Genomic DNA, 12,761 nt, shown 5'->3' with positions numbered 1-12,761 from the left:
GAGAAATGTGGACCGATTACGTGTCAGTTCGCCAGAACGCCGTTCTTTTTGGCCGTCTAGGTCGCGATGTAGTCCATCAGGGCGGGAGACAGGCAGTCGTAGGGTTCAAGGCCGCTATCCTTCAGCTTGGCCCGTACTCCGGGCATCTTGTCTGGTGAAAAACCCGCCTCAATGATGGATGACACGAAGGCGGCGAAGCCCGGTGCTGCCCAACCCTTTTCCTCAAACCGCTCAGGGTGAATGAATGCCAGTCCCTTGAAGGGATGATCACGCTCCACAGGGCCGTACATGTGGACGCCGCATTGAGTGCATGCATGCCGCTGGATCAGCGCGGATGGATCGACAACAGCCAGTTTGTCGCCGTTTTCCAACACCTCCACACTCTCGGTCGGGGCAACCGCGACCACGGAGAACAGCGATCCCTCCGGTTTCCAGCATTTGGTGCAACCACAGGCGTGGTTGTGGGCAATGTCACCTTTAACCCGGAGTTTGACCGGCCGGGATGTACATGCACACACCAGTGTTCCGCCTGAGAAGGCTGTATCGGTTGCCCGATAGCCCGAGTCGACGGTCGGATGAATGGCAATCATCGTCATGATAAGGTTCCTCCCTTTTTCGCCGGCGCGGAGTGCGCCGGCTATCTTGCATGGGGCATCACGCCTAGTAGACCACAACACCACGAATGCTTTCGCCCCTGTGCATCAGGTCGAAGCCCTTGTTGATGTCTTCGAGCGGCATCACGTGTGTGATCATCGGGTCGATCTGGATCTTGCCTTCCATGTACCAGTCGACGATCTTCGGCACGTCGGTGCGGCCGCGCGCGCCGCCAAAGGCGGTGCCCATCCAGTTGCGGCCGGTGACCAACTGGAACGGACGGGTCGAGATTTCCTGGCCGGCGCCGGCAACGCCGATGATGACCGACTTGCCCCAGCCGCGATGCGAGGCCTCCAGCGCCTGACGCATGACCTTCGTGTTGCCGGTGCAGTCGAAGGTGTAGTCAGCGCCGCCGATCAGGTCGCCATTGCGCTTCGTCATGTTGACGAGATAGGGCACGATGTCGTCACCGACGTCCTTCGGATTGACGAAGTGGGTCATGCCGAACTTCTCGCCCCAGGCCTTGCGGTCGTTATTGATATCGACGCCGATGATCATGTCGGCGCCGGCAAGGCGCAGGCCCTGCAGCACGTTGAGGCCGATGCCGCCGAGACCGAAGACGATGGCGGTCGCGCCAATCTCGACCTTGGCGGTGTTGATGACCGCACCGATGCCGGTGGTGACGCCGCAGCCGATGTAACAGACCTTGTCGAAGGGCGCGTCGGGATTGATCTTGGCAAGCGCGATTTCCGGCAGGACGGTGTAGTTCGAGAAGGTCGAGCAGCCCATGTAGTGGTGGATCTTGTCCTTGCCGATCGAGAAGCGCGAGGTACCGTCAGGCATCACGCCCTGACCCTGGGTGGCGCGGATGGAGGTGCACAGATTGGTCTTGCGCGAGGTGCAGGAATAACACTCGCGGCATTCCGGCGTGTAGAGCGGAATGACATGGTCACCCTTTTTGACCGAGGTGACGCCGGGGCCGACATCAACGACGATACCGGCACCCTCATGGCCGAGGATGGCCGGAAACAGACCTTCCGGATCGGCACCGGAAAGCGTGAAATCATCGGTGTGGCAGATGCCGGTCGCCTTGACCTCAACAAGCACTTCGCCGGCGCGCGGACCTTCCAGCTGAACGGTCATGACCTCAAGCGGTTTTCCTGCCTGAATGGCAACAGCGGCGCGTACGTCCATCTCAATTTCCTTTTCATGTTTGTTCGAGGTTCGGCAATCAAGCGACAGGGTTCGCCTGGCAATTCCGGCGAAACACCATGGTCAGCTTATCGGCAATCAGACGATGCATGCCGTTGTCTCTCCGGCATCATACTCTCAGCGCGCCGCATGCCGCATCATATGTCGCTCGGCCACGCGAATGAGCATCACAAGGGTGAGATTGATGACGAGGTAGATCGCGCCAGCCAGGGCGAAGACTTCAAAAATCGCGAAGGTCTGGCTCATCAGACGTTTTGCATATCCAGTGATCTCGAGAACCGTGATTGTCGAGGCAAGGCTTGTCCCCTTGACGACGAGGATAAGCTCATTGCCGTAAGCTGGCAGCGCCTGACGAATGGCGAGCGGGAATTCGATCCGGCGGAAGCGCAGAAATGGTGACATTCCGGTGGCTTTGGCCGCTTCCTTGAGACCCACGGGAACGGAGAGCAACCCGCCACGCAGAATTTCGGATGTGTAGGCCGCCGTGTTCAGAGCCATGGCCATGACCGCACAGCGCGTGCCGTCACTGACGATCCACCAGGTGATCGCATTGTTTTTGATGAAGCCGAGCTGGCCGAGCCCGTAATAAAACAGGAACAGCTGCACCAGAAGCGGCGTCCCACGAAAAACCATGCTGTAATATTTCGCAAACCCCGAAACGAAGCGGTTTTCGGACAGTCTCATCAAGGCAAGGCCAAGACCGAGGTTGAAACCGATCGCGACGGATATCACGGTTATCGCCGCCGTTGTCGAAAGACCTCTTAAAAGGAACGGCAACGATGTTTCCCAAAATTCGATATCCATCGCGTTATGTCCTTGCCCTAAGTCTCACCATACGCTCCACCCTGTCAAAGCCGGCCTGGCTGATCAGGGTGATCGCGAAGTACACGGAAGCTGCGATAAGGAAAAAAATCAGCGGATTGCGTGTGCTGCCAGCACCAACGGAGGCGGTACGCATCAATTCCTGCAATCCGACGACCGAGACCAGCGCCGTGTCCTTGATGGTTGTTTGCCAGACATTATTCATGCCGGGAATGGCGATGCGCAGCATTTGCGGCAGGATGATGCGCCTGAAGATGCGGCGTCCGGGAATTCCCAAGGCCCGCGCCGCCTCGATATGTCCTGCCGGGATGGAGGCCAGTGCGCCCCTGATGACCTCGGTCGAATAGGCGCCCGAGATCGTTCCGACGGCAACCACGGCGATGATGAAGGCGTATCCGCTGTCGGCAAGAGCCGCATATCCGAACGCCGTGGCAACCTGCGTGACGAATTCCACCGAGGAAAAGAACAGCAGATAGATGATCAGCAGTTCAGGCACGCCGCGCACGAGCGAAGTATAGGCGTCCACCACAAGTGTCAGCGGAAATATCCGCGCCCACTTGATAACCCCGCACAAGGTCCCGATCAGCGCACCGACAACGATGCTCACCGTGCCGACGGCAATGGTTATCGCCGCGCCCTGCAGAATGGCCCTTATCCACCCACCCTGCCAAACCAGCATCAGACTAGACTCCATGAGACCTGCCCCCAAGTTTTGCTGGCTCTTCCAGCACCTTGCCGGCACCGGACATCTTCAGCATTTTCGACCGTGCAAACCCTTAGAGCTTGCGATGGAACGATCGCCCCGCTCTCCGGTGGAGAGCGGGGCAGACACTTAGTTGCAAGGGCGCGAGATATCCATTTTGAACCATTTCTGGCTCGACTTTCCAATCGATCCATCAGCAACGAGGTCGCAGAGGGCCTTGTCGATCTTTGTTTTCAGTTCAACGTTATCTTTGGCGATGCCGACACCGATGCCTTCCCCAAGGGTGGAATCGAATTTGCTCTGAACCTTCACGTCGACAAACTGAAAGTCCTTGCCTTCAGGCTTGGCCAGAAAATCCTGCAGCGCGGAGGCATCGGCAAATGCCGCCTCGATGCGGCCGCTTGCGAGATCGATCTGCATGTTGTCGAGCGTGTCGTAAGTCTTGAGATTGGCTCCGGGGATCCGCTTTTCGACAAAGTGGGCGTGTGTCGTGCCAGTCTGAACCCCGATGGTTTTCCCATCGAGCCCCTTCAGCAAGGCATCGATGTCCTTGATGCCGGCGAGATCCGAGGTCTTGGGGACCAGGAACATGTTCGCCAGTTCGGCATAGCCGACCGAAAAATTGATTTCCTTTTTCCGATCCTGGGTAATCGACATCCCGGAAATGATGATGTCGAAGCGTTTCGCCTTGAGGGCCGGTATCAGCCCATCGAAGGCCTGCACGACGAACCGACATTTCATGGCGAGTTTCGTGCATAGCAGATTGCCGACATCCGCATCAAAACCGGTCACCTTGCCGGCGGAATCGGCCATGCTCCACGGCGGATAGGCGCCTTCGGTGCCGATCGACAGTTCACCTTCCGCGGCATGGGCCGTGCTGACGCCGGCAAGAAGCAGGGCAAGTGACAAAACTTTCAAATTCATAACGCGAGTTCCCCTATTGGTTATTTGTTGCGTTTTAGGTGCCGGACGCCGTCCGACAGAAAATCGGCGGCAGCTCATAAAGTCCGCGACAGGAACTGACGCAGTCGTTCCGATCGCGGATTGCTGAACAATTCCGCAGGCGTACTCTCTTCCTCCACCTTTCCCTGGTGCAGGAACAGAATCTTGTGCGATACCTCGCGCGCAAACTGCATTTCATGCGTGACGAGGATCATGGTGTTGCCCTCTTCCGCCAGCTGGCGGATCACCCGCAGGACTTCGCCCACGAGTTCCGGGTCGAGAGCCGAGGTCGGCTCATCGCAGAGGATGACTTTCGGCCGCATGGCAAGCGTTCTGGCAATGGCGGCGCGTTGCTGCTGGCCGCCGGAGAGCTGACCGGGATACTGGGCATGTTTTTCCGAAAGCCCGACCTTCTTCAGCAACTGATGGGCGTGTTCAATCGCATCCTGACGACGTTCACCCAGCACATGCACGGGCGCCTCGATGATGTTTTCAAGCACGGACATATGGGGCCAGAGATTGAAGTTCTGAAACACCATACCGACGCGGGCGCGAATACGCTCGACCTGGCGCATGTCGGCCGGATGAGAGCGGCCGTTCCCTGCGCTCTTCATCCGTATTTCCTCACCATCAATGACGATCGTGCCGCTGCTGGGCTGCTCCAGCAGGTTTATGCAGCGCAAAAACGTGCTCTTGCCGGAGCCGGACGATCCGATCATCGAGACGACTTCGCCGGGGTCGGCGCTCAGCCCCACACCTGACAGCACCTCGTGCGTGCCGAAGCTTTTATGCAGATCGCGAACTTCAACGGCTGGTCGGTCATGACGCTTGATGTTGACCGGGATCGCCGGTGGCCAGTTGATGACGGACGCAGGAGCGGCCGCTGTTGTGATTTCTCTCTCCCTATCCGGCCCGGCGACCGAGGCGAGCGCCGTCAGTGCGCGGTCGAAATATCGCAGGCTTGTCCCAAGACAGTTCTGCTGCCATTCGGGATCAACCGGAATGAAGGCTGTGCGCAGCGTCGTCTTGATTTTCCGGCCAAGCGGAGATTCGATATTTCCGAACAGATGCAGCCAGTTATCCGCCTGCACGGCATCCATCACAACAGGGCCTTCAAGGGTTCCGCATTCGATCACGAGCGGCAGCACACGGCTGTTCGGCAGGGATTTGCGCACAGCTGCCGAGACATAACCCGTGGCGGTCGCGGCAATGCCGGTATCTGTCGTTGCACCCTTGCCGGTCATCACGACCGCCAGCGCATGCCCATAGGTTTTCCTGCCCCATTCCAGCCCGTCATGGTCCTCTTCGGCGACGCTGAGCAAAGCGGGATATCCGTAAGGTCCGGCACCGGTATGCAGATCGAAGACGATGACATCGGACGCACCGCTGACGAAGGTATTCAAAACATCCCTGAGAGTGTGGTTCGACCATGTCGGACCGCTGCCGCCGTAAAACAGCCCGTCCGGACAGTCATATTGGCCTGCTTCAACGATTGCGGCGATGCCGGCATGACCACCGGCTGCGGCTTTGGCGTCTTTCAGTCTTTGATCGGCACGGTCACGATCAGGCCCATCCCACTCGGCGCAGACAAAGGCCTCGTGAAGCGCCACATATCGCTCGTTTCGCGGAACGGCGGCTTCCCAGTCAATAAAATTGCGGTTGAGATCGACATTGTCTTCGTTGACCCGACGGCTCCATGCCGTCCCCCAGGGATTGATCAGGTGAATGATCACGACAGCCGTATCGGCGGCGAGGGGCAAAGGATTGTTCGCAGAGAGCCATTCGGCCTGGCATGCCGATCCGAATTGCCCCTCCACCCCGTGGGTGCCGGACAGGATGACAAGCTTTTTCGACGCATCGCGTTCACCAAGATAGGCGACATCGGTGAAAAGAGGCTCACCACCAGGGCCATGCAATGGATGCTTATATTCGAACAGGGCAGCGCCGGACCGGCGTGCCGCGGAGAGAAAACGCTGTCGCAGCACAGTATAGTCCACAGAATAAAGTTCAGGCTGCCTGATGTGGCGCATCAAGGATACTCCCGATTGATTGCAGAGGTCGGCTTTTGCCGTTCACCCGCTATGTTCCCGATTATTTTTTGTGATCTTCGCCTGGCTCCACGGGCCAAGCGAAGAACGTGTTGCTAAAGCATGCCGGCGCTGGCGATTATTCTGCGGCAGCGACCATGCTCACAGTCTCGCTTTCGATCATCTGCGAAAGTTTACGCCGGAACCGCAGGGGGCCAACGTCGATCTTCAGATCAAGGTTGGGGGTCTGCTTGTTGGCAATACCGTGATGAACCGCTTCCAGCACGATACGGTCCTCTTCAAACGCACCGCGAACGGAGGTTGCAAAACGCGCCGAAACATCCGGGTCGTTGGGCGCGAAATTGCGCATCTGGAACCAGTAATATTTCGTGCGGTTTTCATCCACCGGCGTCATGAAGTTGTAGCTGTCCATCAGGAACGTATTGTCCGGCAACTCCCGGCCCTCGCCACCGGAGCCGGACGGTGCAAAGATCGCCTTGATGATGGCGTTGCTGGGATAGCGAACCTCGTAATGCTGTTTGCGGTCGCACGTCCCTTCGAACTGCAGAAAGGGAGCGTAGAAAGGCGCGGGTTCCGAATCCAGCATCCACCGCCAGACCACCACGCCATCGCTTTTCACCGTCGTTTCCAGCGGCGTTTCTTCGCAGGCCGAACTGGCGAACGAACTCTGATGCACCCAGGCGACGTGGGACGGATCAAGCAGATTATCCGTCATGTAGAGGTAATTGCAGTTGATCGTCATGGACTCGCCGCGATTGACGCCCCAGGACGGATCACCGAAATGCTCGACATGGAAAATCTCGGCGGGATCGGCTTTCGCAGCATCACCCATCCAGATCCAAACAAGACCGTAACGTTCTTCGACCGGATAGGACCGCACGCAGGCCACATGTGGAATACGCTCTGCGCCCGGCACGCGGGTGCAGGCGCCCGAACAGTCGAAGGTCAGGCCATGATAACCACATTCAACATCATCGCCCTTGATGCGCCCCATGGATAAGGGCAGCTTGCGATGGGGACAGGCATCTTCAAGGGCTGCCAGCTTTCCACTCTGCAGGCGATAAAGGACGATATTTTCGCCGAGCATCGTAACGGGCGTCAGGTCGCGGCCGATTTCATGATCCCATGTCGCGACGTACCAGGCATTCCTGAGAAACATTTTTCTTCCCCTTATTCCAGCTTCCAGTGAGAGAAGTATTTTCTTTGTGGCGCTGGCCGACAAGCGGATTTCCATTGCGTTCTTGTTTAGAAAAACTTAACAAAAGACAGAATCGGAGATACCGTCTTGGCCATGCCTCCCCTCCATGCCCTGCAAGCTTTTGAAGCCGTTGGAAGGTGCGGTACGATGAGGACCGCTGCAAAGGAGCTTGGCGTGACACCCAGCGCCATCAGCCAACAGGTGCGCAAGCTTGAGGATCATCTCGGCGTCACGCTTCTTGAGCGCGTGGGACGCCGTGTGGAGTTGACGTCATGGGGCATCCTTCTTCACAAGGAAGTCGCCAAGGGTTTCAACCAGCTTCATCATTCCGTCGATGTGCTTGAGCGGGCGCGGAGCCAGACCGGCATTGTGCTCACTGCTCTCAGTTCGGTCGTCAACAAATGGATCGGCCGCAAGATCTTCGATTGGCAGGCTCTCTACCCCGAAGCCAATGTTCGCATCATCGGCAAGGACGACGAACCCAGCCTCACAGCCGGGCAGAGCGATTTCCGCATAACCTATGGAAAGCGCGCAGAAGTGCACGCCCATTTCGCTCCTCTCTACACGGACTGGGTAGTTCCCGCCTGCTCGCCCCGTCTGCTGGGCGACCGAACTCTGGCGACCGCAGCGGACGTTCTCAAATTCCCTTTGCTCAACATCGAGTGGGAATCCCATTACAGCCGGCCGCCACAGTGGAGCGAATGGGCGCAGCTCGTTGGTGCGACCGTGAATGAACGACTCTCAAGTCTGTTTTTCGCACTTTCGAGCAACGCAATCGACGCCGCCGTCAACGGCCACGGATTCGTTCTGGCTCAGCTTTCTATGATCGAGGACGAGTTGGAGGCAGGCACTCTTATCGTGCCGTTTGATATTCGCCTTCCACTTCCCGAGAGTTATTATCTGGCCTGGGATCGCTCCGCATTTGAGAAACCCTATGGAAGAGAATTTCATATGTGGGTGATGGGGATTGCGAAAAAGCAATCCGTCATCTCATCTCCAGCGGGCAGCGCCTGATCGGGGAAACTTCGCAGATCGCGATCGCTATTGCGGCCTTTCTGTTTGCCCATTTGGAAGTGTCATCCTCAAGCGGTGAATATGGGCAGCCCCGATGCCGCAGCAGCCGCCGATGATCGTCGCGCCGGCCTCTGCCCAGGAGCAGGCATAACGCGAATAGACATCGTCATTCAAATCCTTGCGCGTGTCGTGCAGGCCCTCATTGGCGGCCGCTTCACCCTGTTCGCCTTCGAAGGCATTGGCGTAGACACCGATTTCGAGGCGGACATTCTTCTCCCGGAAGACACGCGCTGCCACCTCTACGGCCCCCTGCATGACCTCGGGCTTGCTGCAATTGAACAAAATGGCTTCGGCACCGGATGAGGCCAGCCAGGATGCGGCATTTTCTACAGTTTCGGTTGACCGGAGTTTCGGTTCGTCGCCGCTTATCGCTGCCTCGCCATCCTCCAGTGTAAACGAAATCCAGAGCGGTTTGCCGGTTGCCGCCACCGCTTCGCGGACGGCGTCCGCCTCGGCGATCAGGCTCAGCGTCTCGCCGAGCCATACGTCGACGAAGGGCGCAAGGTTTTCGACAAGCACTTTCAGATAGTCCTGCACTCGCGAAGGCTGAAAATTCTGCGGCTCGTAGGAGCCGAAGATCGGCGGCAGCGAACCGGCAACCAGCACTTTGCGATCCGTGACCGCATCGGCTGCTTCCCGCGCCAGACGGCCTGCGAGGCGGATCAGCGCTGGCCCCTCGTTCCGAAACCTTTCCTCGCCGATGTGGAAGGGGACGAGCGCGTAGCTGTTCGTGGTGATGATCTGCGTACCCGCGGCGATGAATTCCCTGTGTACCTCGCGCACAATGTCAGGTGAATTCATCAAGGCCAGTGCCGACCATTCAGGCTGCTTAAGCTCGGCGCCCAGCCGCAGCAGCTCGCGGCTCATACCGCCGTCGAGAATTCGTATTGTGCTCATGAGTTCATCTCCATTCAGGCTATCGCGCCGTCACCGGCAGCGGAATTTTCAAAACAATGTGGTGGATTGTCCGTCCAGCTAGCGGCGAACCGGCACCTGTGCTTCCAGACCTCGAAAGACACGGGCGATCACGGCCGTCAGGGCAAGATAGAAGCAGGTAACAACGAGCAGCGGCTCATAGACCAGCAGGGTGTCCTGGCGAACCTTGTTGGCCACCGCATAGAGATCCATCACGGTGACGGTGAAGGCGAGCGGCGTCGCCTTTAGCTGCATGATGATTTCTCCCGCAATCGTCGGCAGGGCGATGCGAATGGCGCGTGGCAGCCAGATGCGGCGGGTCAGCTTCCAGGGTGAAAGGCCAAAGGCCCGACCGGCTTCGAGTTCGCCTTTGGGAACGGCAAGCAGCGCTCCGCGCAAGACCTCGGCCTCATAAGCCGCATAATTCAGCGTGAAGCTGACGGCGGCGAAAAAGAAGCCCTCGCGCAAAATCGGCCAGAACAGGCTCTGGCGAAGCCCGGGAACCATGGGCAGCAGCGAACCGACCCCGTAATAAAGCAGCCAGAGCTGGATCAGCAGCGGCGTGCCGCGAAAGAAGGTGCAGTAGCCGCGAGCCAAAAGCCGCGTCAGCCTGCCTCCGCTGACCTGCGCGAAAGCAAGCCCGATGGCGAGGATGAAGCCGAACACCACCGAGATCACCAGCAGCGCGACCGTCTGCCACGCACCCGTCAGAAGCAGCGGCCAATAGTTCGGTATCCAGTCAAAACTCATGGGGTGCTTTCCTCAGGCAAGGCGCGGATGTCCGCGCCGCACCCGTCCTTCGATCATTTTGACGACGACGTTGGAAACGAGCGTGATGGCGAGGTAAAGAAATGCCGACGCCAGGAAGAACAGGAAGTAATGTTTGGTGCTTGCCCCGGCGAGACGGGTGGCGAGCGCCAGTTCCTGATAGCCAACCACCGCGACCAGCGCGCTATCCTTGGTGACCGACATCCATAGATTGGCAAGGCCCGGCAGCGCATTGGGCAGAAGTGCCGGCAGCAGGACGCGGCGGAACCTCAGGACCGGCCCCATGCCAAAGGCCTTGGCGGCGTCGATCTGCCCGGCGGGGATGGCGAGGATTGCGCCGCGCAGCACTTCCGTCATGTAGGCGCCCTGAACGAAACCCAATACGGCGACGGCCGCGATGAAACCGTTGACCTCGACAGGCGGCAGGTTGAGAGCCGCCAGCAGTCGATTGAGACCATCGGTGCCCGCATAATAGAGCCCGACGATCAGGATCAATTCCGGAACGGAGCGGATCACCGTCGTATAGAGATCAAGCGGAAGCCGGAGCCAAGGATGACCCGAAAGCTTTCCAAGCGCACCGGCCGTGCCGAGCAACAGCCCGATCGCGAAGGCGCAGGCCGAGATGGCGACCGTGGCGACGGCACCTGCCAAAAGCACGCCGCCCCATCCCGGAGGATAGGGAGACAGCAGTTCCAGAATACCCTGTTGCGCGTTCGCCATCTGCTGACTGTTTACTTCGCGCCGTAGATGTCGAAATCGAAGTATTTCTTCGTGATCGCTTCATACTGGCCATTGGTGTGAACCGCAGCTATCGCCTTGTTCAGCTTGGCTTTCAGTTCGGTATCTTCCTTGCGCAGGCCACCCGAAACGCCGGCTCCAAGTATTTCCTTGTCATCGGCAACGTCGCCCATTTTCACGCAGCAATCCTTGCCACCATCGCTTTTCAGGAAGGCGTCGAGTGCCAGTGAATCACCGAAGACATAGTCGATGCGGCCAGCAGCCAGATCCTGGAATGCCTCATCGAGCGTCTGATAGGTCTTTTCGTCGGCGACGCCGGCAAAATACTTTTTGTAGTACTCAGACTGGATGGTCGACACCTGAATGCCGATCGTCTTGCCCTTCACGTCTTCAGCCGTGGCGCCGGGCTTCTGGTCTTTGGGGCCGATCAGCGTGCTTGGCGTGTTGTAATATTTGTCGGTGAAGTCGATCACCTTCGAGCGCTCCGCCGTGTTCGACATGGACGACCAGATCACATCGAACTTTTTGCTCTGCAGGGCCGGAATGAGGCCGTCCCAGGAAATATCCACGATGGAGCATTTTTCCTTCATCTCTTCGCAGACCGCGTTCATAAGGTCGATTTCCCATCCGTGCCATGTGCCCGAGGCGTCCTTGGCGAAGAAGGGCGGATAGGATTCGTTCATGATGCCAAAGCGGACTTCGGCCTGTGCCGTGAAGGCAGACAGCGCAAACGCCGCGCCGGCGAAAAACATGGGAAGCAGTTTCATTCGCAAGGTTTCTCCTGATGGGTGTTGTCGATGATGGCGGGTTGTGCGTCAGTGGGCGATGAAGCCGGTGAATTCCCGGCATCGGGCACTGACGGGTGCACCGAATATTTGTTCCGGCGGGCCTTCCTCCTCGACCTGTCCCTGATGAAGGAAGAGAACGCGGTTCGAGACATCGCGGGCAAAGCGCATTTCATGCGTGACGATCAGCATGGTTCTGCCCTCTTCCGCGAGATCGCGGATGACTTTGAGAACCTCGCCGACCAGTTCCGGATCTAGCGCCGATGTCGGCTCATCGAACAGCATGACATCAGGGTCGACGCAAAGCGCTCTGGCGATCGCCGCACGCTGCTGCTGCCCCCCGGAAAGGAAGGCCGGATAGGTGTCGCGCTTTTCGAAAAGTCCGACCTTGTGAAGCAGGGCCTCGGCTTTTTCGATCGCCTCACGCCGCGGCATGCCCATGACATGAACAGGCGCCTCGATGACGTTCTCCAGCACTGTGCGATGCGCCCAGAGATTGAAGCTTTGAAAGACCATGCCGAGCCCGGTGCGCAGCCGTTCAACCTGTCGCCAGCTGCGCGGCTGCAACCGCCCGTCGCGACCGGCCTTCAGCGCTATCTCCTCGCCGTTCACAGCAATGCGGCCGCGATCGGGCGTTTCCAGAAAATTGATGCATCTGAGGAAGGTGCTTTTGCCGGAACCCGAGGAGCCAATAATGGAAATCACATCAGACTTGTGGGCCTGCACCGAAATCCCTTTGAGAACCTGATGCGGGCCGAAGCTTTTGTGGAGATCTTCGACGCGAAGAGCAGGAAAGGACTGGTCTGGCATACATGGTTCCGGCTAATTTGAATTTGCGGAGAATAATGACAAAATAACGCGGTTTTTTCGCGCAATTTCTATCTATTTTGCTTTTTTCATGCAAAATAATCTTCTTCATGCGGCAAGTGCGGCGAAATACCTGAAGGGCCGTAACTGAAACC

The 12,761-nt window shown here is 58.2% G+C and carries 13 protein-coding genes; 1 reads left to right on the top strand and 12 read right to left on the bottom strand.

What is annotated here, in order from left to right:
- Window positions 1-56 precede the first annotated feature (56 nt).
- The 7 genes from gfa to QSV77_RS16750 all read right to left on the bottom strand — a co-directional run bounded on the left by gfa (window position 57) and on the right by QSV77_RS16750 (window position 7,480).
- The gene (gene gfa / locus QSV77_RS16780) at window positions 57-596 is read right to left on the bottom strand and encodes an S-(hydroxymethyl)glutathione synthase (protein ID WP_302734356.1); all 540 of its coding nucleotides are present in this window, start codon (window positions 594-596) and stop codon (window positions 57-59) included.
- Between the two features lie 64 nt (window positions 597-660).
- Complete coding sequence (locus tag QSV77_RS16775) at window positions 661-1,788, bottom strand: S-(hydroxymethyl)glutathione dehydrogenase/class III alcohol dehydrogenase (protein WP_302734355.1); 1,128 nt, start codon at window positions 1,786-1,788, stop codon at window positions 661-663.
- 135 nt (window positions 1,789-1,923) lie between these two features.
- Complete coding sequence (locus QSV77_RS16770; protein WP_269699360.1) at window positions 1,924-2,610, bottom strand: ABC transporter permease; 687 nt, start codon at window positions 2,608-2,610, stop codon at window positions 1,924-1,926.
- A 4-nt stretch (window positions 2,611-2,614) separates the two neighbouring features.
- Window positions 2,615-3,322, bottom strand: coding sequence for an ABC transporter permease (locus tag QSV77_RS16765; protein WP_269699359.1), 708 nt, complete (start codon window positions 3,320-3,322; stop codon window positions 2,615-2,617).
- A gap of 138 nt (window positions 3,323-3,460) precedes the next feature.
- Complete coding sequence (locus QSV77_RS16760; protein ID WP_302734354.1) at window positions 3,461-4,255, bottom strand: transporter substrate-binding domain-containing protein; 795 nt, start codon at window positions 4,253-4,255, stop codon at window positions 3,461-3,463.
- 74 nt (window positions 4,256-4,329) lie between these two features.
- The gene (locus QSV77_RS16755; RefSeq protein ID WP_302734353.1) at window positions 4,330-6,303 is read right to left on the bottom strand and encodes a DUF2817 domain-containing protein; all 1,974 of its coding nucleotides are present in this window, start codon (window positions 6,301-6,303) and stop codon (window positions 4,330-4,332) included.
- A 136-nt stretch (window positions 6,304-6,439) separates the two neighbouring features.
- The gene (locus tag QSV77_RS16750; RefSeq protein ID WP_302734352.1) at window positions 6,440-7,480 is read right to left on the bottom strand and encodes an aromatic ring-hydroxylating dioxygenase subunit alpha; all 1,041 of its coding nucleotides are present in this window, start codon (window positions 7,478-7,480) and stop codon (window positions 6,440-6,442) included.
- A gap of 132 nt (window positions 7,481-7,612) precedes the next feature.
- Between QSV77_RS16750 and QSV77_RS16745 the strand changes: the two genes are divergently transcribed.
- Window positions 7,613-8,533 carry a LysR family transcriptional regulator gene (locus QSV77_RS16745; RefSeq protein ID WP_302735263.1) on the top strand — a complete coding sequence of 307 codons (921 nt, stop codon included), beginning with the start codon at window positions 7,613-7,615 and terminating at the stop codon, window positions 8,531-8,533.
- 27 nt (window positions 8,534-8,560) lie between these two features.
- Here the strand turns inward: QSV77_RS16745 and QSV77_RS16740 are convergent, their stop codons facing one another.
- The 5 genes from QSV77_RS16740 to QSV77_RS16720 all read right to left on the bottom strand — a co-directional run bounded on the left by QSV77_RS16740 (window position 8,561) and on the right by QSV77_RS16720 (window position 12,609).
- Window positions 8,561-9,490, bottom strand: a complete 930-nt coding sequence (locus QSV77_RS16740) for a homocysteine S-methyltransferase family protein (protein WP_302734351.1) — start codon at window positions 9,488-9,490, stop codon at window positions 8,561-8,563.
- A gap of 78 nt (window positions 9,491-9,568) precedes the next feature.
- Complete coding sequence (locus QSV77_RS16735; RefSeq protein ID WP_302734350.1) at window positions 9,569-10,258, bottom strand: ABC transporter permease; 690 nt, start codon at window positions 10,256-10,258, stop codon at window positions 9,569-9,571.
- 12 nt (window positions 10,259-10,270) lie between these two features.
- Window positions 10,271-10,996 (bottom strand): ABC transporter permease, encoded by a 726-nt coding sequence (locus tag QSV77_RS16730; RefSeq protein WP_302734349.1) that lies wholly within the window; start codon window positions 10,994-10,996, stop codon window positions 10,271-10,273.
- An 11-nt stretch (window positions 10,997-11,007) separates the two neighbouring features.
- On the bottom strand, window positions 11,008-11,781 hold the full coding sequence (locus QSV77_RS16725) for a transporter substrate-binding domain-containing protein (protein WP_302734348.1): 774 nt from the start codon (window positions 11,779-11,781) through the stop codon (window positions 11,008-11,010).
- A gap of 48 nt (window positions 11,782-11,829) precedes the next feature.
- A complete protein-coding gene (locus tag QSV77_RS16720; protein WP_302734347.1) occupies window positions 11,830-12,609 on the bottom strand; it encodes an ABC transporter ATP-binding protein in 780 nt (259 codons plus the stop codon).
- Window positions 12,610-12,761: the final 152 nt, after the last annotated feature.

The organism is Agrobacterium sp. V1, assembly GCF_030518355.1.
Lineage (GTDB): Bacteria > Pseudomonadota > Alphaproteobacteria > Rhizobiales > Rhizobiaceae > Agrobacterium > Agrobacterium cucumeris.
The sequence above is the reverse complement of the archived record's forward strand: the minus strand, read 5'-3'. Positions and strand labels throughout refer to the sequence as shown.

What these genes read in the sequence shown, in the direction of transcription:
- gfa (WP_302734356.1), bottom strand. Translation starts at nt 596, where the DNA reads ATGACGATGATTGCCATTCATCCGACCGTCGACTCGGGCTATCGGGCA.
- QSV77_RS16775 (WP_302734355.1), bottom strand. Translation starts at nt 1,788, where the DNA reads ATGGACGTACGCGCCGCTGTTGCCATTCAGGCAGGAAAACCGCTTGAG.
- QSV77_RS16770 (WP_269699360.1), bottom strand. Translation starts at nt 2,610, where the DNA reads ATGGATATCGAATTTTGGGAAACATCGTTGCCGTTCCTTTTAAGAGGT.
- QSV77_RS16765 (WP_269699359.1), bottom strand. Translation starts at nt 3,322, where the DNA reads ATGGAGTCTAGTCTGATGCTGGTTTGGCAGGGTGGGTGGATAAGGGCC.
- QSV77_RS16760 (WP_302734354.1), bottom strand. Translation starts at nt 4,255, where the DNA reads ATGAATTTGAAAGTTTTGTCACTTGCCCTGCTTCTTGCCGGCGTCAGC.
- QSV77_RS16755 (WP_302734353.1), bottom strand. Translation starts at nt 6,303, where the DNA reads ATGCGCCACATCAGGCAGCCTGAACTTTATTCTGTGGACTATACTGTG.
- QSV77_RS16750 (WP_302734352.1), bottom strand. Translation starts at nt 7,480, where the DNA reads ATGTTTCTCAGGAATGCCTGGTACGTCGCGACATGGGATCATGAAATC.
- QSV77_RS16745 (WP_302735263.1), top strand. Translation starts at nt 7,613, where the DNA reads ATGCCTCCCCTCCATGCCCTGCAAGCTTTTGAAGCCGTTGGAAGGTGC.
- QSV77_RS16740 (WP_302734351.1), bottom strand. Translation starts at nt 9,490, where the DNA reads ATGAGCACAATACGAATTCTCGACGGCGGTATGAGCCGCGAGCTGCTG.
- QSV77_RS16735 (WP_302734350.1), bottom strand. Translation starts at nt 10,258, where the DNA reads ATGAGTTTTGACTGGATACCGAACTATTGGCCGCTGCTTCTGACGGGT.
- QSV77_RS16730 (WP_302734349.1), bottom strand. Translation starts at nt 10,996, where the DNA reads ATGGCGAACGCGCAACAGGGTATTCTGGAACTGCTGTCTCCCTATCCT.
- QSV77_RS16725 (WP_302734348.1), bottom strand. Translation starts at nt 11,781, where the DNA reads ATGAAACTGCTTCCCATGTTTTTCGCCGGCGCGGCGTTTGCGCTGTCT.
- QSV77_RS16720 (WP_302734347.1), bottom strand. Translation starts at nt 12,609, where the DNA reads ATGCCAGACCAGTCCTTTCCTGCTCTTCGCGTCGAAGATCTCCACAAA.